Below are 18,081 nucleotides of genomic sequence, written 5' to 3'. Positions count from 1 at the left end.
TCCGCAGCGAGAAGAGCCGGAGTCGCGAGTAGAGGTGCACCCCTCCACTCCTGGCGTGCGGTGACCGTGACAGCGGCGTGTGCCGCGTTGCTGAGCTCACTGGTGTGTGCTCCCATGCCCCGAGCCATGGCGGTCGCCAATGGTTTCACGGAGATGCAGCCGGCCAATGTTCCCTACAGGCTGCCGGTGGTTCTGCCCTCGGAAGTCCAATCGCCGACTGAGGATGCTCAAGCCCCGTACACCCGCACCGTCGTAGGGCTGATCAAACAACTGCTGCCGTCGGATCCTCCGACCCTCAGCCAGCTGCAGAACGCATTGCAGATCCTCGACGGGACTGATGGGTACAAGTACAGCGACGGCCACTCTCCAGTCGCAAGCTGCAACCAGACCGGCTCCAATCTCGCACCGAGTGGCACCAAGCCGGCCATCTCGCCGTTGTGCTGGACCGACGGGGCCGGGGTCGAACTGTTCGCGGGGCCGCAGCGAGGCCAGTCGACCGCCGCAACACAGAATTCTGCGGTGACCGGATCGTTCGATCCCGGTCTGAGCAATGCCTGGGGGCAAGTGCAAGGTGCCGAGACGCGCGCGCACATGGCTACCGGGATCTTGGGCCCGCAAGTGGATACGGACATCTTCCCCAACTGGGCCCGCGCCAGTGACGAAACGGGCGAGGATCCCTACCTTGGTGGGGAAACTGCAGCATCTGAGGTCAATGGCATCCAGGGCCGGCACGCGATGGCTCAGACGAAGCATATCCTGGGATATTACGGAAACGACATTTCCCAGGCAGCTCAGATCACCGATCAGGCGATACACGAGCTATTCGCGCCGCCCTACGAGACAGCCGGAAAAAAGAGCTCGACCGCGTCGTACATGTGCTCCTACCAGAAAGTTCAGGTGCCCGACGCCCCGAATGCAACGCTGGGACAACTCACCCAGAAGAGCCCATTCGGAAGTACCACCGCGCAGACCCGCAATCTCGCCGACCCCAATTTCGCCTGCGGAAACCCCCTGATCCAGGATCAACTTATTCGCGGCGAATGGAACTCTAAAGCATTCGTGGGGACCGACTATCCCGTAGCCACCAAGGGCACCGATCTCGCCCAGGGTACCGAGCAGAATATGCCGGGCGCTGACCCGCGAACCGGGAAGGAGAGCGTCTGGGACCAAATACCGCAACTCGTACGCAGCGGCCGGATCCCGTTGCCCGTTTTTGAGCAGGCACTTGCTCGCGTCCTCTACCAAGAGGAGCGCTTCGGGCTACTCGGCTGCAATGACAGTAGCGCTTCTTGCAGCAACCCCGGCGGCGTAAACGGAGTGCGCGATGGTTCAGCAGCTCTACCGACGGGAAGCCCGGATTCCGGGGCCGTCATCGGCACAAAGAACGGACATGCTGCCATCGCCGAGAAATCTGCCGAAGAAGGAGCGGTGCTCCTGAAGAACGACGCCTCGAACCTCCCCATCACGCCGACCGACCTGTCCTCTGGAGTCGCACTCAGCGGCCCTCTGGCGGAATACAACGTCGGCTCTCCCAACAATGAATCCTCCGGTGGCTACCCAGATCGCAGTGTGATCAACACCCTCCAGCAGATCAAGACGTTCGCCCAGAACAAGAACGCCTTCACCTACAGCCCGGCGCTCAGCCCGAGTGGCTATGCCGTACCCTCGTCGGCGCTGTCCACGTCGAGTAAGAAGGTCACGGGAGGACTTCATCGAACGGGCGGACCCGGGGCCCCGACGACTGACAGGTCACTCGACTTCACTGCCGCCTCACCGGCGGGGGCACTCGGCAAGGGGAACTACACCTGGCGCGGTTACCTGTATGTGCCGTCAGCAGACACATACACCTTGCGTACCCAGAGCACAAAAGGCTCCGACATCGGTGTCGAACTCTCCATCGACGGAAAGCCGCAGAAGGCTTCAACCCCGGAAGGTGTCTACACGGGCCCTCGCCCCGGAATGTTTCCGATGGATATGAGTACCACCCGGGCCGGCTTCACCACAGGTGGGCTCAGTAATTCGGCCTACAAGGTGGGGAACCTGTCTGCCGGTTACCATTCGATCTCGGTATCGTTCTCGAACGCCAGCTCCGGGAAGGCCAGTTTTCGGCTTGCTTACAGCCGCACCGACGGCGACATAAGTGATGCCGCAGAAGCCGCGAAGGGAAAATCCAAGGCCCTTGTATTCGTCGGTGCTGGAAACACCGGCCAGCTGACTGACCCGGCAAATTCGGACATGGTACCCGGGGAGCTGCCGGCCGAACAGGTCGCCCTCATCAAGGCGGTAGCGGCGGCAAACCCGAACACCTCCGTCGTACTGAACACCCCGGGTCCCGTCATCACTTCCTCCTGGATCCATGACGTCAAGAGCGTCCTTGAAATGTGGCAGCCAGGCCAAGAGGGTGGTACGGCAACGGCACGGCTGCTGCTGGGAATGGCGAATCCGTCCGGGCGGGCGGTGACGACCTGGCCCAAGGGAAGTGAAGACACCCTGTTCAGCACCGCCCAGAATCAAGGTCTGTTTCCTGGGGACGCGACCGGAACGCATCCTGAGCGGGTGGGCGGAACGGAAAAGTCAACCGGACAGGTTCCAGCCTGTGAGACAGGCAAGGTCTGTCAGGGTGAAGACGCCAAACTGAGCGGCCCGACCGCCGCTACCGGCGACAAGAACTACACCGGTTCTGGGTACGCCGCCGGCTTCCGCAGCAACGGGGACTCGCTGCGCTACCAGGTCAGCCCAGGCACAGCGGGCACCTACATGCTGAAAGTTCGGTACGCAACCACCCTGAGGTCGAGCCGATCATTGCGTGTTGCTGTGGATACCGGGCCGGCAAAACTACTGCCGCTGCCGAAAACCGGTAAGAGAGGAAACTGGTCGATCTCCCAGGTCCCCCTGCGTCTGACGGCCGGGCCCCACACCGTGCGGCTCTTCCGGTCGGGTTCGGACAACAGCAGCGGAAACGTCAACGTGGACAGTCTCGGACTGACCAACCCTGGCGCCCACTTCCCCAGCACAGCGAACAGTCTCGGCGGCTTGTATGAATGTTCCGTCGGCGTCACCTGCGAGATTGAGCGAGGTCACATCAGCGGAGCGGGTATAAAGACGACCGTCGACCCCAAGGGCTATACCGGTGAGGGACTCCTTGCCGGCTTCACCAAGACGGGCGACCAAGCGACGATAGACATCCCCTCCGACGCGGGGAACTACACACTGCAACTGCGCTACGGAAACCCCAAGGCAACCGCGCAGACACTGACCGTCGACATCGACGGAAAAGCCGGCAAAGTCACCTTGCCGGAGCTGAGCGACCAGAACGCCTGGGGCATCAAGACCATCGGCGTCAAACTGTCCGCCGGAATTCACAAGATCACGATTCAGCGGAACAGTAAGGACAGCGGCAACGTCAACATCGACTCGATCGCGTTGACCACCAAGGGTGCCCGTTATCCGGCGCGTCAAGTCGCCAGCTTCGGGATCTACGCCGGTTATCGCTACTACGACCAACTGGGCATGGCAGTGCAATTCCCGTTCGGGTGGGGCCTGTCCTACACGAACTTCGCGTACTCGAAGCCGACGGTCACCGCTACCAAGGACGGTGGGCTGGACGTTACCTGCACGATCCGGAACACAGGATCACAGGCCGGCGCTGCTGTGGCGCAGGTGTACGTCGGCCCACCGTCCGAGCGGCCGAGCGGTGTGGAGTTCGCACCACGGGCCTTGGCGGGCTTCGACCGCGTAAGCATTGCTGCGGGAGCGTCGAGTACCGTGACGACCCACGTCGGACCGCGCGCTATGCAGTACTGGTCCACATCGAAGCAGCAGTGGGTCCGCACCCACGGTGCCCGAGACGTGTTCGTCGGGCCGGCGGACAAGCCGGACCAGCTGCGGCATGCCAGGACTCCCTGACAGCGACAGGCATCGGTGCCCGGACACGGCATGTGTCCGGGCACCGCACAGCCTCCTCGACGCCTGCCACGCCACCGGTGATGAGACCTTCCACCGCGCCGCCGAGCGCACGGGCCTCGCCCTCGTCGAGGCTCAACTCCCGGTCGGGGACGCCGCAGGCCGCGGGCCCGGCACAGCACACCTAGCGCGGCGGCAGGGGGAAGAAGCCGCTGGTGCGGGCGGCGTACTCGGCGAACCCGGGACGGTTTGCCATATGCCGTTCCAGCAGGCGTTTTCCACTGCCGTTGATCAGCAGGAAGCTCATCACCAAGGGGCTGATGACCGTCGCGGCGGCCACAGCCGGGGCGTCGCAGACGATCAGGAACAGGCCCCACCAGACACAGAAGTCACCGAAGTAGTTGGGGTGCCGGGTCCAGCTCCACAGGCCGCGGTCCATGATGCGGCCCTTGTTCGCCGGGTCCGCCTTGAACCGGGCGAGCTGCCGGTCGCCCACCGCCTCGAAGAAGAAGCCGACCAGCCAGAGCGCCCCGCCCGCGTAGGCGACGGGTCCGACAGGGCCACGGATGTACTGGGCCGCCTGCACGGGCAGCGAGATCAGCAGGACCAGCGCACCCTGGAGCAGATAGACCATGCGCAGGGCGTACACCTCCGGACTGCCGGGCGCCCTGGCGAGCATCGACGCATAGCGCGGGTCCTCGCCGTGGCCGCTTCCGCGCGCGGCGATGTGGACAGCGAGTCGCAGGCCCCAGACAGCCGTCAGCACGGTGACCAGAACGCGCCGAACGTCGTCGCCCTCGCCGGCCGACAACACGTAGGAGACGAGGGCGACCGCAGTGAAGGCCACACCCCAGGCGACGTCGACGATGCGGTGCAGGCCCTTCGCGACGGCGATACCGAAGGTGATGAGCATGACCGTGAGGGCGGCGCCCGCCGCGGCGCCCACCCCCTCACCGAACACGGCCCACGGAAATCCGTTCATCGAACGCCGCCCGGCGCGTAACACTCCCGGGGGGCGGCGGGCATCACGCAACGGCCCGCGCCGGTTCGCCTCTGTGGGCCCGTCATCGCGGGGTCCCCTCCTTCGTCAGCAGCATCTGCTGCACATCGAGATAGCCCGAGCGGAAGCCCGCCTCGGAATAGGCGAGATAGAAGGTCCACATACGCCGGAAGGTCTCGTCGAAGCCGAGGGCTTCGACCTGTTGGGCCCGCTCGGTGAACCGTTCGCGCCACAACCTGAGCGTCTCCGCATAGTGCGCCCCGAAGCCGTCACGCCGCGCCATCCGGAGCCCCGTACGCTCGCCGGTGATCTGCTCGACCGCCTCGACGGACGGCAGGAGTCCGCCGGGGAAGATGTACTTCTGGATCCAGGTGTACGTGTCCCTGCTGGCCAGCATCCGGTCGTGCGGCATGGTGATCGCCTGGAGGGCGATCCGGCCACCGGGCGCGGTCAACCGGTCCAGTGTCATGAAGTACTCGGGCCAGAACTCCGCGCCGACGGCCTCGATCATCTCGACGCTGACCACGGCGTCGAAGGTCCCCTTCACCTGCCGGTAGTCGAGCAGTTCGACGGTGACGGCTCCCTCGACGCCTGCCCGGCGAATGCGGTCGCCGGCCAGTTCTCCCTGCTCCTCGGAGAGGGTGATGGTCAGCACCTGCGCGCCACGCGCGGCCGCGCGGATGGCGAGTTCGCCCCAGCCGGTGCCGATCTCCAGCAGCCGGGTGCCCGGCCCGACCTGCGCCGCGTCGAGGAGCCGGTCGATCTTGCGTCGCTGGGCGGCGGCCAGCAGGGACTCGTCGGCGGGAAGCGCCCTGAAAAGGGCCGATGAGTACGACAGCGTCTCGTCCAGGAACAAGGTGAACAGGTCGTTCGACAGGTCGTAGTGGTGGCTGATGTTGTCGCGCGAACCCTCGGGGGTGTTCCGGTGCGCCGACGGCTGCTTCAACGCCCAGACCGCACGCAGCTTCTGCAACGGCGCCGGAATGATCGTCGCCGCATGGTCGGCCAACACGGTCAGCACCGCGACGAGGTCGCGGGCCTCCCACTCGCCTGCCATGTAGGACTCGCCGAAGCCGATGAGGCCATCCGCGCCGATCCGCCGGAAGAACGAGCGGGGTTCGTGCACCTCCATCAGCGGGCCACCGGGGCCCAGCGTCTCGCCGGTGGAGCCCAGCCCGACACGCAGCGGCAGCCGTTCCAGCGCATGGCGGACGACGCGTTCAGCGATGGCGGTACGGATCCAGGACGCCTTCGGACCACAGGCCACCTGGGGCCAGCGCCCGGCGTCGACGGCGGCCGCAGACCGGGACGCCGGCTGCGACACGGGGTGCCTGCTTGTCGGAACGCTCACTTCACACCTTCCTGAGGCAGATGACGGGGACGGTGCCGCACGGGCAGCCCGTGCAGATACAGCAGGACGCCGTGCAGCCGGATACCGGCGGACACCACGGCGGTGGACCACGGGTGACGAAGAGCAGTGCGCACCAGCGCCCGGGGCGTGGCGGGGCGGCGCTCACCCCGTACGGTCGCGGTGAAGGGACTGCTCCCCTCGCGTTCGAGCCGTACGGTCAGGCTGAGCCGTTCATCCGGTTCGGGCAGTCGCATCAGATAGCCGCCGTCGACCGGGAAGAACGGCGAGACGTAGAACTCCTTGTCCACCCGGGACACTTCCGCGCCGTCCGGGCGGAGCAGATAGCAGTGCCGTTCGCCGTAGGTGTTGTGCACCTCAGCGACGACGCAGAGCGGTGTGCCGTCGGGGCCGTGGCACCAGAACAGGCTGAGCGGGTTGAAGACATGGCCGAACACCCGGGCGTGCGCGAGCATCGTCACCCGCCCACCGTCCAGATCGATCCCGCGGGCGGCGAGGAACGCGTCCAGCCCCGCACGGATCGTGCGCAGGCTTCCGCCGAAGTGGTCACGGGCGTCGAAGCCGGCGAGCGGGCGCAGCAGCCACGGGAGCCGTGGCGGCCGGTCGGGGTCGATCAGCCACATATAGGTGCGGTGGCGCATGACGTGGCGGCTCGGGGAGGTCCTGACGTGGGTGACGGTGCACGGGTAGAGGGCGGGGACGCTGCTCTTCCGGGCGGCACCCGCGCCCGCACGGTCCGCTTCGCTGACGCTGCTCACCATGACACCCCCAGCGCGGCGGCGGCCTCGACCCCCGAGCGGCAGCCGTCCTCGTGGAACCCCCAACCGTGGTAAGCGCCTGCGTAAGCGGTGACGGGGCCGCTGAGCGCGGGCAGCAGGCGCTGGGCTGCCACGGACTCCGGCGTGTAGACGGGGTGTTCGTACGTCATGCGGGCGAGCACGCGGCTCTCGTCCACCTGGTCCGCACCGTTCAGCGTCACCACATAGGTTTCGGGGGCGTCGAGCCGCTGGAGCCGGTTCATGTCGTAACTGACGCGCACGGCGGCGGCCCCCGCGTCGCAGGCCGGCATCCAGTAGTTCCAGGAGGCGCGGGCCCCCGCACTGCGTGGCAGGACACGTGTGTCGGTGTGCAGCTGAGTGGGGTTGCGCGAGTACCGGAACGCGCCGAGGACCCGGCGTTCCTCATCGGTGGCATCGGCCAGCAGACGCAGCGCCTGGTCCGGGTGGACGGCGATGACCACGGAGTCGTAGTGGCGGACGCTGCCGTCGTCGGCAGTGATCTCGACCCCGTCGGTGTGGCGCCGCAGCGCCCGCACGGCGGTGGACGTGTGTACGGCTCCGATGCTCTTGCCGACGCGCTCGACGTACTCGCGCGAGCCGCCGCTGACGGTCCGCCAGGCGGGTGAGCCGTGGATCGAGAGCATGCCGTGGTGAGCCAGGAACCGGAACAGGTAGCGGGCGGGGTAGCGCAGCGCCGTTTCGGCGTCGCACGACCACACACAGGCGACAAGCGGTGTCAGGAAGTGCGAGACGAAGTACGGGGAGAAGCGGCCCGCCGCGATGAACTCCGCCAGCGTCATCGCCGCCGCTGCGCTCCCGCCCGCCGCGCCCGGGGCCCCGGGACCGGCCGCATCGGCCCGCTCGGCCGCGTCGGCCGTGGCGAGGAGGTGACGGGCCCGGCGGTGGAAAGCAGGCACTTCTCCGAGCATGCGCAGATACCGGGGGCGCAGTGCGTTGCGCCGCTGTGCGAACAGGCCCGGCAGGCCGCGCGCACCGGCGTATTCGAGACCGCACTCCTCGCACCGCACGGACATGCTCATCTCCGATTCCTGGGTGGCGACTCCGAGTTCCCCGAAGAGCCGCAGCAGGTAGGGATAGGTCCGTTCGTTGTGGACGATGAAGCCGGTGTCGACCCGGTGCACCCGTCCGTCGGCCGACGGTATGTCGTGGGTGTGGGCATGCCCGCCGAGCCGTTCGTCGGCCTCGTACAGCTCGACATCGTGCGAACGCCGGAGAATGTGAGCGGCGGTCAGGCCTGCCACCCCGCTGCCCACCACTGCCGTGCGCCGACGGTCGTCCTTCATACGGCTCCGCTCCCTCAATCACCAGCTCAAGGCCGACATGGCCCCTCACTGGTTATTCGGTGCCGGCCGACCGGAGGATTGGTACCTGGTGACCTCTCCGCATTCACGGTTCACCACAGCTTCTGAATCATTCGGCTGAAGGACCAATCCGCCGCGGTGCCGGCACCGAATGGCCGATGTGAGCGAAGATCGGGAAGTTCCAGTGCCGGAGGCCGGCCGCCGTAGGGGGGCGGCTCGTGCCGTGCGCGCCTCGCTGGGCGCACTGAGCGGGCTGATCACCGGGCTCGCCGCGCTGTGTGTCGCCGAGCTCGTCTCGCCGGCCATTCGGCCGGAGGCGAGTCCGGTGACCGCCGTGGGCGGTGCGGTCATCGACCGCACCCCGCCCTGGCTGAAGGATTTCGCCGTACGGCACTTCGGGACCAACGACAAACTGGTGCTCCAGCTCGGCATCCTGGCCCTCCTGGCGGCTTTCGCCATGGCGGTCGGAGTGGCCGCGTTGCGCTACCGGAAGGCCGGTTCCGCCGCCGTACTGATCTTCGGCGCGGTCGGGGCGGTGGCGGCGGCGGGGCGGCCCGACGGCGGCCCGCTGGACGCGCTGCCCTCGGTCGTCGGTGGCCTGCTGGGCTGCGGGGTGCTCTACCTGCTGACCGGCAGGCTGGCTCTCCACCCCTCCCGCACGGTCGGCGTGGCCGCTGGGAAGGGCGAGGCGCACGGGACCTTCGACCGACGCGGTTTTGTGATCGCCGCGACGGCCGCGGTGGCGGCATCGGCCGGAGCGGGCGTTCTGGGACGCCGGCTCAACGCATCAGGGTCGGCCGAGGCCGCCGCCGTACGGAAGAACATCGTGATCCCGCGGCCCGCCTCGTACGCCCGGCCGATTCCGGCGGGCGCGGACCTCCGGATCCACGGCCTGAGCCCGTTCACCACACCCAACAAGGATTTCTACCGGGTGGACACCGCGCTGGTGGTTCCGAAGGTCGACGCCAGGAACTGGCGGCTGCGGATCCACGGCAAGGGTGTCTCCAAGCCGATGACCGTCAGCTACCACGACCTGCTCCAGCGGGAGCTGATCGAAAGGGACATCACCCTGACCTGCGTGTCGAACCAGGTGGGCGGCCCTTACGTCGGCAACGCCCGGTGGATCGGAGTCCGGCTGGCGGACCTCCTCAGTGAGGCAGGGGTGAAACCGCCCTCCGAGGGCGGACCCGCCGACCAACTGGTGGCCCGCTCGGTGGACGGCATGACCATCGGCTCACCGGTCGACACGGTGATGGACGGCCGTGACGCCATGCTCGTGCTCGGCATGAACGGCGAACCGCTGCCTTTCGCCCACGGGTTCCCCGTCCGGATGCTGGTTCCGGGACTGTACGGCTACGTCTCGGCCTGCAAGTGGCTGACCGATCTCGAACTGACCACGTTCGACGACTACGACGCCTACTGGGTCAAGCGGACCTGGTCCAGGCAGGCCCCCATCAAAACCGAGTCCAGGATCGACACCCCACGCCCCTTCGCCAGTCCGGCAGCGGGAAAGGTACCGGTCGCCGGAGTCGCCTGGGCGCAGCACCGTGGGATCGCCGAAGTGCAGGTCCGGGTCGACGGCGGCACATGGCACACGGCCGAGCTGGCGGCGGAGGACTCCAAGGACACGTGGCGCCAGTGGAAGTGGGAGTGGCCGGCCACTTCCGGCAGCCACACCATCGAGGTCCGCGCCACCGACCGGGACGGCTACACCCAGACGGACAGACGCGTCGGGACCGTGCCCAACGGCGCGACCGGCTGGCACTCGGTGGTGGTCGCCGTGACCTGACCACCGCCCCCAGGGCCCCACCCGCACGCCGTACCACCCACGCCATACCACCCACGTCATCCGTACCCCCGAGTGCGCTGTTCCTGCGCACCGTGCACCGACAACACCGTGCACCGACAACAAGGAGAAACCATATGTTCGCCAACCGATTCCACCGCGCCGCCGTTGTCGTCGTAGGAGCCGCTGTACTGCCGCTCGCACTCAGCGCCTGTTCCAGCGACAGCGGCAGCAAGGACACCAAGTCGTCGACCTCCTCGGATTCCTCGAAGGATTCTTCGAAGCCCTCCAAGAGCACCGACACGTCGAACATGGCGGGCAAGCCCTTCGGTCCCGCCTGTTCGTCGGTCCCGAAGAGCGGCGCGGGCAGCTTCAACGGCATGGCCCAGGACCCGGTCGCGACGGCCGCGTCCAACAACCCCGACCTCTCCACACTGGTCACCGCGGTGAAGAAGGCCGGCCTGGTGGACACCCTCAACAGCGCGAAGAACATCACCGTGTTCGCGCCGACCAATGAGGCCTTCGCCAAGATCCCGAAGGCCCAGCTGGACAAGGTGCTCGCGGACAAGGCGATGCTGACCAAGATCCTCACCTACCACGTCGTGGGCCAGAAGCTCACCACCAAGGACCTGGCGTCCGGCACCTACCCGACGCTGGAGAAGGGCAAGCTGATGACCGCCGGCTCCGGCTCCTCGTACAAGGTCAACGACACCGCGAACGTGGTCTGCGGCAATGTCCCCACCGCCAACGCGACGGTCGACATCATCGACAGCGTCCTGATGCCGAAGTAGTCACGTCCCGGGCCACGGGCCGGCCGGCGCGACGGGGACGTGCCGGCCGGCCCGGCCTGCGTGGGACCCTGAAAAAGGGGGAGACCCCTACCAATCCGAATGGCCTGTCGCTCCGAATCACGGAGGAAGTCTGTTCGGATGGCATGGGTCGGATGTCACCGGGCTCCGTCCAGTACCGACCATTGAGGAAAGCCGCGTGAAGGAAGCTGTTTTCATCGGCGGTCCCGCTTCGGCGGGACCGGATCTGCAAGAACTGCTCGGCCACGTCGCCCGCGGCGATCAAGATGCCTTCTCGCGTGTCTACGACCTCGTCTGCGGTCCGGTGCTGGGTCTGGTGCGTTCCGTACTGCGCGACCCCGCCCAGTCGGAGGAGGTCGCCCAGGAGGTGCTGCTGGAGGTCTGGCGGTCTGCTGCCCGCTTCCAGCCCTCTCGCGGATCCGGGATGACCTGGGTCCTCACCCTCGCCCACCGGCGGGCGGTCGACCGGGTGCGCTCGGCCCAGGCGTCCAGCGACCGCGAGCACCGGGCCGCGCTGCTTGATCAGAGCCCGGCCTTCGACCAGGTCACCGAGCAGGTGGAGACCAACCTCGAACGGGAGCAGGTGCGGCGCTGTCTGCGTACCCTCACCGAGCTTCAGCACCAGTCGGTGACCATGGCGTACTACCAGGGACTGGCCTACCGGGAGGTCGCCGAGTTGCTCTCGGTCCCGCTGGGCACAGTCAAAACCCGCCTGCGTGACGGTCTGATCCGGTTGCGCGACTGTTTGGGGGTGAGCGCATGAATGCCGAGGATCTGCATACGCTGACCGGCGCCTACGTGCTGCACGCGCTGACGCCGCAGGAGCGCATCGCATTCGAAAGACATCTTGAGGCGTGCCCCGCGTGCGCCATGGAGGTGCGCGAGCTGGCTGCCACCGCGGCCCGCCTCGGGGAGGCCGTGGCGGTCACCCCGCCACCCGCGCTCAAGGAGCAGGTGCTCGGCAGGATCGCCACCGAGCGACAGGAGCCGCCGAGGGTCGCCCTGCGGGCCACCGTCGGTGCCCGCCGAGGGCGTGCGCTGTCACGTTTCGCACTGGCCGCCTGTGTGGTCGCCGCCGCAGGATGTGGCGGGATCGCGGTGTGGCAGCACCAGAAGGCGAGCGAAGCCCGTGCACAGGTCCACTCCTCGCAGCAGCAGGCGCAGGATCTGGCTTCCGTTCTCGCGGCCCCCGACGCCAAGATCACGACGGGCAGGCTGAAGAACGGCGGGAACGGCACCGTGGTCGTCTCTCATCAGCGCGATCAGGCAGCATTCCTCGCGTCCGCACTGCCCGAACCGCCGAGCGGCAAGGTGTACGAGCTCTGGTACAACGACGGCGGAACCATGCGGGCGGCCGGTCTGCTGAAGCCCTCGGGCGGCTCGCATGCCGCACTGATGTCGGGTCCTGTCGGCGCGGCGTCCGGAATGGGGATCACCGTCGAACCGGCGGGCGGCTCCAAGCAGCCCACATCGAAACCGCTGGCGCTGATGAACTTCGCGACCTGACGTGATGCACCTGCCGGCCGCGACCCGGCCGGCAGGTCCCGCACACACCGGGCGGGCGGGCCCCTGAACTGCCCTTGGACAGAGGCCCACCCGCGCGCGGTACGACGTACGGTGCCGGTGCGGTACCGCGTCAGCCGACGTTCACGTCGATGCAGGTGTAGAAGGCGTTACCGGTGTCCGCGATGTTCCATACGGCCAGGACCTTCTGCTTGCCCTTGAGGCCGCCGAAATTCACCGAGTGGGTGACGGTCGCGCCGGGCTTCGCACCGTGGTCGTCGAACTCGGCGATCTTCTGTCCGCCGACGAAGTACTGCCAGGTGCTGGTGGCGTGCTGTGCGGTCAGCGTCCACTTGAAATCCGTGGTGGAGCTCACCGGTGTGACGGCCCAGCCCTTGGAGTCGTCGTCGAGCTCGGCGTACTGGGCGTTACCGCCACTGCAGCTCTGGAGGCCCTTGGGGCCTTCCACACTCTGCGGCTCGTAGGTGATGGCGCCGCAGCTGACGGTGTGTGCCGCACACTGCGCCTGCCTGCTGGGAGGCGACGAGACATATCCGTGAGCGCTGGCCGAGCTGACGGGCAGGCTGACCGCGAGTACCGGCGCGAGAACGGCGCCCAGGATCGCGGCTGTCCTTCTTTTCGCGTGCATCAGAACTCCTTCACATCAGGTCTTCCTGCACGCGGCCGGGCCTGTGGGGGACCAGGCCGCGCGCAGGTCGGCCTCTCGCGGGTGGGGGCCGAGAGGCGCGAAGGGGGCGGTGCGGACCACCTGCGCGGCCGACAGAACCGAGTGGTCCGGCAACACGCCAGTGGTCTGCACCAACTTGGTCCAGACCATTTCAGTTCGACGTGTCCGCGTCAAGGGTGGGTGTGTGGGGGCCCTGTGGACGAACCGTCGTCACCCGGTCGGGGAACCCCCGCTGCGGCGGCCTCCCCTCCTGGCGGCGGGGCGGCCCTGCACCCGGTCGCCAGCCCCAGCTTGCGCGGGCGGTCCGCTGCACGTCGTATGGGTATGCCGGTGTGCGTCCTTCGGTCGTACGGTGCGTCAGTCTGCCGCCCCCTACGCCTCCGTGCCGCCGGCCGTACGTCTCAGCCCGGACTGTCTGGAGGCAGGTGTCCATGTCAAAAGGCGCAAAGAGAACCGGTGGTCTGGTCGCTGAACTGTCCGCCGAGTTCGCCGGCACCCTGATCCTCATCCTGTTCGGGTGCGGGGTGGTGGCGCAGGTGGTGGCCGCGGGTCTCGGGGACCACGACAGCATCGCCTGGGCCTGGGGTATCGGCGTCACGCTGGGTGTGTATGTCGCCGGCCGGATCAGCGGGGCCCACATCAACCCGGCGGTCACACTCGCCTTCGCCCTCTTCCGGGGCTTTTCCTGGGCGAAGGTCGTCCCCTTCGTCGTGGCGCAGACCGCCGGTGCTTTCTGTGCCGCGCTGCTCGTGCGGTGGAACTACACGGAAGTGCTGGCCAAGTTCGACCCCGGACACACGTTCAAGACGCAGTTCGTCTTCTCGACGCTGCCCGGCAACGGAAACCTGCCGGTCAGTGAGTGGGGGGCCCTGCGTGACCAGATCCTCGGTACCGCGATCCTGCTCTTCGTGCTGTTCGCGCTCACCGACGTGCTCAACGACCCGCCCGGCGCCAATATGGGGCCGCTGCTCATCGGTCTGCTCATCGTGGCCATCGGGATGGCCTTCGGCGCCGACGCCGGGTACGCCATCAACCCCGCGCGTGACTTCGGCCCCCGACTGGCGAGCTTCATCACCGGCTACCACACGGCCTGGCGAGATCAGTACGGCAACCTCTACTTCTGGGTGCCGATCGTCGGGCCGCTGATCGGCGGTGCGCTCGGTGCGGGGCTGTACAAGTTGATGATCGGGCGCTTCCTGCCGTCGCTCGGCAAGGGGCAGGAGACCGGAAGGATTCCCGTCGCGGACTGACGAGAGGCCCGCAGGTCAGGAGAGCCGGACGGCCGGCAGAGCCGGTGATGGGGACCCGTGTACGCCGTGGGTCCCCACCACCGGCTCTGCCGGCCTCTCGCTGTGCCCGGGATGGACTTTCCGTACGGACGGATGGACTCTTCTCCGTCAACTCACCGGTAGGGCATCGAAATTGAGAGTCTGGGTTCCGCAGAACATCGGATGAATGGGCGAAGGTGTGGCCCCGGCAGGCCGCGCCCGAAGCCCTGAAACCGAGGCCCCTGCCACCGAGACCTCTGTCTGAGGTCCCTGAGGCCGAGGCCTCTGCCACCGGAGCCCCTGCCATCGAAGGACCTGCCCATGGCTCTCAGCCGACGCCTCTTCGTCACCGCGCTCGCCGCGGTCAGCGCTACCGCCGGTTCGCCACTGCTCGCTCCGGAGGCCCTGGCCGCGTCCGGCAGCCACCCCTCCGTACCCGTCGAGCCCGGCTACCGCATCGCCATCAGCCCGGACGACACCCCGGACGAGCTGGTGGCCAAGGCCGCCCGGCTGCGCCCGACCGAGCGTCAAATAGCCTGGCAGCGGCTGGAGAAGACGGCGTTCCTGCACTTCGGCGTCAACACCTTCACCGGCCTGGAATGGGGCACGGGTGAGGAAAGCCCCGATGTCTTCCAGCCGACCGGACTGGACACCGACCAGTGGGCGCGGGCGCTGCGCGACGGCGGCTTCGAACTCGCCATCCTCACCGTCAAGCACCACGACGGCTTCGTCCTCTACCCCTCCCGATACACGGACCACGGTGTGGTCTCCAGCAGTTGGGAGAACGGCCGCGGCGACGTACTGCGCTCGTTCGCCGACTCGATGCGTGCCCATGGGATCAAGATCGGCGTCTACATCTCCCCGGCCGACGAGAACCAGTACCTGCACGGTGTCTACGCCAACGGCAGCGCCCGCACCTCCCGCACGGTGCCCACCCTCACGGACGGCGACGACCGGGCGGGAAAGAGGCTGCGTACCTTCGAACTCCAGGCCACCGACTACGGCGCCCACATGCTCAACCAGCTCTACGAAGTGCTCACGGAGTACGGGCCGGTGGACGAGGTGTGGTTCGACGGCGCCCAGGGCCGCATCCCCCCGGAGAAGGTGGAGCACTACGACTGGGACAGCTGGTACGAGGTCGTACGCGCCCTCGCGCCCGGCGCCTCCATCGCGGTGTCGGGACCGGACGTCCGCTGGGTGGGCAACGAGGGCGGGCTGGCCCGCGAGGACGAGTGGAGCGCCGTACCCGTCGCCGAGGTCGAGTACGGCCGTACCGACTACGCGCTCCCCTACGACGCCCCCGACCAGGGCAGCCGCGACGCGCTCGCCGCCTCCCGGTCGGTCGCCCAGTACCTCCAGTGGTGGCCGGCCGAATGCGACGTGTCCATCAGGCCCGGCTGGTTCTACCACGCGGACCAGCAGCCCAAGACGGTCGACGAACTCACCGACATCTACCTGCGGTCGGTCGGCCGCAACTCCGTGCTGCTGCTGAACATTCCGCCGGACCAGCAGGGGCGGCTCCCCGACGCGGACGTCGCCGTACTCCGCGCCTTCGACGAGCGCATCGGCGCCGAACTGCCCAAGAACCTCGCCCACACGGCGCGGACCTGGGGCGACGGACACCACCCGGGCCTCGCGGTGGACGGCGACCCGGACACGGCATGGACCGCGCCCGCAGCGTCGGACGGTGCGCTGTACGTCGACTTCGGCCGCCCGCGCGAGGTGGACCGGATCCGGCTCGCCGAGGACATCCGCCACGGTCAGCAGGTCGAACAGATCGTCGTGGAGGCCAGGACGGGGGAGGGCTGGACCCAGGTCGCGAAGGTGGGGACCGTCGGCGCGAGCCGAATCGTCCTGCTGCAGTCGCCGGTGGCCGCCCGGCAGTGGCGGCTGCGCGTGCTCGGCTCCCGCGGGCCCGCCCGTATCGCGGAGTTCGGCCTCTACCGCTCGCTGAGCTGAGCTGGGCTGAGCTGACCACCGCACCGGTCCGCACCGGTCCGCCCCGGCCCACCGGCGCGGACCGGTGGGCCGGTTCTGCTCTGCCGTCAGCGAATCTGCTGGGGGCCGAGAAAGCTCAACAGGAGTCACGGCCGGGCCGACTGTGGGGGGAGAGCGCGGCGCAATCGCGTCCGCGCCCCGACAAGGAGGACCGATGTCAACTCCCGCTACCGGCTGGGGCACCGCCCTCGCCCCCCGAGCGTCCGACGACGACAGCACGCCCGCCACCCGCTTCGACGACCATCTGGCCGCACAGCTCCTGATGCAGCGCATCGTCATGCTCGGCACACAGGTCGACGAGGTGTCGGCCAACCGCGTCTGCGCCCAGCTGCTCCTGCTGTCGGCGGAGGACCCGAAGACCGACATCAGCCTGTACATCAACAGCCCCGGCGGCTCGGTGACGGCCGGGCTGGCGATCTACGACACCATGCGGCTCATCCCGAACGACGTCTCCACCCTCGTGATGGGATTCGCCGCCAGCATGGGCCAGTTCCTGCTCACGGTCGGGTCGCAGGGCAAGCGCTTCGCACTGCCGAACGCGCGGATCATGATGCACCAGCCGTCGGCCGGTATCGGCGGGACCGCCGCGGATATCGCGATCCAGGCGGAGAACCTCGAATTCACCAAGAAGTCCATCGAACGGATCACCGCCGAGCACACCGGCCAGAGCGAGGAGACGATCTCCCGCGACGGCGACCGCGACCGCTGGTTCACGGCTGAGCAGGCCAAGGAGTACGGCATGGTGGACCGGGTCGTGGAGTCGCTCGGCGATGTCCGGCCGGCCGGTCCGCGGCGACGGACGGGGCTCTGAGATGGACCGGTACCCGATGGACATGAGCCAGTACACGATCCCGAACGTCGTCGAGCGCACCCCGCAGGGGGAGCGGTCCTACGACGTCTTCAGCAGGCTGCTCTCCGAGCGGATCATCTTCATCGGCACCGAGATCGACGACGGCGTGGCCAATGTCGTCATCGCGCAGCTGCTGCACCTGGAGTCGGCCGGCCAGGAGACCGAGATCTCCATCTACATCAACTCACCGGGTGGATCGGTCACTTCACTGATGGCCATCTACGACACGATGACCTTCGTCAACTCGCCCATCTCGACCTTCTGCGTCGGCCAGGCGGCCTCGACCGCGGCGGTGCTGCTCGCCGGCGGGGACCCCGGGAGGCGCTTCGTCCTCGACCACGCACGGGTCCTGCTGGGGCAGCCTGCGAGCGGCGGCCAGCAGGGCACGGTCTCTGATCTCAGCCTGCGGGCGAAGGAGATGCTCCGGATCCGCTCGGAGATCGAGGAGGTGCTCTCCCGGCACACGCACCACGAGATCTCCGAACTGCGCGCCGACATGGACCGCGACAAGGTCTTCACCGCACGCGAAGCTGTCGCGTACGGGCTCGCCGACCAGGTGCTCAGCCGCCGGAACGCAGCCGCGTAACGGACCGTGGCGGACCGAAGGCCGGTGCCCACGGGGGGACTTCGGGAGGGGCTGCGGGGGCCTGCGGGGGCCTGCGCAGGGAAGGACCGGGCCGGGTGCGAGTCGCACCCGGCCCGGCCCTTCCGGTTGCCGAACTCTCAGGCCGCCAGGCGCACTTCGCCCTGACGCGAGACCGGAGACGTGGCCGGGGAGGCGACCGGGTGAACGACCGCGCGGCGGG

The 18,081-nt window shown here is 68.0% G+C and carries 14 protein-coding genes; 9 read left to right on the top strand and 5 right to left on the bottom strand.

From position 1 onward, the window contains the following. Nucleotides 1–126 precede the first annotated feature (126 nt). Nucleotides 127–3,906, top strand: a complete 3,780-nt coding sequence (locus OG385_RS00170; protein WP_266850642.1) for a glycoside hydrolase family 3 C-terminal domain-containing protein — start codon at nucleotides 127–129, stop codon at nucleotides 3,904–3,906. Nucleotides 3,907–4,087: 181 nt separating this feature from the next. On the opposite strand, the gene OG385_RS00165 is transcribed toward OG385_RS00170, so the two are convergent. The 4 genes from OG385_RS00165 to OG385_RS00150 all read right to left on the bottom strand — a co-directional run bounded on the left by OG385_RS00165 (nucleotide 4,088) and on the right by OG385_RS00150 (nucleotide 8,355). After that, nucleotides 4,088–4,885, bottom strand: a complete 798-nt coding sequence (locus OG385_RS00165; RefSeq protein ID WP_266850640.1) for a DUF1295 domain-containing protein — start codon at nucleotides 4,883–4,885, stop codon at nucleotides 4,088–4,090. Nucleotides 4,886–4,967: 82 nt separating this feature from the next. Continuing rightward, a complete protein-coding gene (locus OG385_RS00160) occupies nucleotides 4,968–6,227 on the bottom strand; it encodes a cyclopropane-fatty-acyl-phospholipid synthase family protein (RefSeq protein WP_266850638.1) in 1,260 nt (419 codons plus the stop codon). A 23-nt stretch (nucleotides 6,228–6,250) separates the two neighbouring features. After that, a complete protein-coding gene (locus OG385_RS00155; protein ID WP_266860512.1) occupies nucleotides 6,251–6,913 on the bottom strand; it encodes a DUF1365 domain-containing protein in 663 nt (220 codons plus the stop codon). Between the two features lie 113 nt (nucleotides 6,914–7,026). After that, nucleotides 7,027–8,355, bottom strand: a complete 1,329-nt coding sequence (locus tag OG385_RS00150; protein ID WP_266850636.1) for an NAD(P)/FAD-dependent oxidoreductase — start codon at nucleotides 8,353–8,355, stop codon at nucleotides 7,027–7,029. Nucleotides 8,356–8,596: 241 nt separating this feature from the next. Between OG385_RS00150 and OG385_RS00145 the strand changes: the two genes are divergently transcribed. The 4 genes from OG385_RS00145 to OG385_RS00130 all read left to right on the top strand — a co-directional run bounded on the left by OG385_RS00145 (nucleotide 8,597) and on the right by OG385_RS00130 (nucleotide 12,474). Next, the gene (locus tag OG385_RS00145) at nucleotides 8,597–10,162 is read left to right on the top strand and encodes a molybdopterin-dependent oxidoreductase (RefSeq protein ID WP_266850634.1); all 1,566 of its coding nucleotides are present in this window, start codon (nucleotides 8,597–8,599) and stop codon (nucleotides 10,160–10,162) included. Between the two features lie 134 nt (nucleotides 10,163–10,296). Beyond that, complete coding sequence (locus tag OG385_RS00140; RefSeq protein ID WP_266850632.1) at nucleotides 10,297–10,950, top strand: fasciclin domain-containing protein; 654 nt, start codon at nucleotides 10,297–10,299, stop codon at nucleotides 10,948–10,950. A 196-nt stretch (nucleotides 10,951–11,146) separates the two neighbouring features. Then, entirely contained in the window at nucleotides 11,147–11,731 is a 585-nt protein-coding gene (locus OG385_RS00135; RefSeq protein ID WP_266850630.1) for a sigma-70 family RNA polymerase sigma factor, read from the top strand. Continuing rightward, nucleotides 11,728–12,474, top strand: coding sequence for an anti-sigma factor (locus tag OG385_RS00130; protein ID WP_266850628.1), 747 nt, complete (start codon nucleotides 11,728–11,730; stop codon nucleotides 12,472–12,474). Before OG385_RS00135 ends, OG385_RS00130 begins: the two co-directional genes overlap by 4 nt. Nucleotides 12,475–12,604: 130 nt before the next feature. Here OG385_RS00130 and OG385_RS00125 read toward each other — a convergent pair whose 3' ends face one another. Beyond that, the gene (locus OG385_RS00125) at nucleotides 12,605–13,120 is read right to left on the bottom strand and encodes a lytic polysaccharide monooxygenase auxiliary activity family 9 protein (protein WP_266850626.1); all 516 of its coding nucleotides are present in this window, start codon (nucleotides 13,118–13,120) and stop codon (nucleotides 12,605–12,607) included. Between the two features lie 470 nt (nucleotides 13,121–13,590). Here OG385_RS00125 and OG385_RS00120 point away from each other — a divergent pair, with 470 nt between their 5' ends. The 4 genes from OG385_RS00120 to OG385_RS00105 all read left to right on the top strand — a co-directional run bounded on the left by OG385_RS00120 (nucleotide 13,591) and on the right by OG385_RS00105 (nucleotide 17,861). Continuing rightward, a complete protein-coding gene (locus OG385_RS00120; protein ID WP_266850624.1) occupies nucleotides 13,591–14,409 on the top strand; it encodes an MIP/aquaporin family protein in 819 nt (272 codons plus the stop codon). A gap of 339 nt (nucleotides 14,410–14,748) precedes the next feature. Further along, complete coding sequence (locus tag OG385_RS00115) at nucleotides 14,749–16,386, top strand: alpha-L-fucosidase (RefSeq protein WP_266850622.1); 1,638 nt, start codon at nucleotides 14,749–14,751, stop codon at nucleotides 16,384–16,386. 193 nt (nucleotides 16,387–16,579) lie between these two features. Then, nucleotides 16,580–17,236, top strand: a complete 657-nt coding sequence (locus tag OG385_RS00110) for an ATP-dependent Clp protease proteolytic subunit (protein WP_266850620.1) — start codon at nucleotides 16,580–16,582, stop codon at nucleotides 17,234–17,236. A 22-nt stretch (nucleotides 17,237–17,258) separates the two neighbouring features. Further along, nucleotides 17,259–17,861, top strand: a complete 603-nt coding sequence (locus OG385_RS00105; RefSeq protein WP_266850618.1) for a ClpP family protease — start codon at nucleotides 17,259–17,261, stop codon at nucleotides 17,859–17,861. The last annotated feature ends 220 nt before the right edge of the window (nucleotides 17,862–18,081 follow it).

Origin of the sequence: Streptomyces sp. NBC_01306, from assembly GCF_026340465.1 — a bacterium.
In the GTDB taxonomy this organism is placed as follows: Bacteria; Actinomycetota; Actinomycetes; order Streptomycetales; family Streptomycetaceae; genus Streptomyces.
This window is presented reverse-complemented; position numbering and strand designations above follow the sequence as displayed.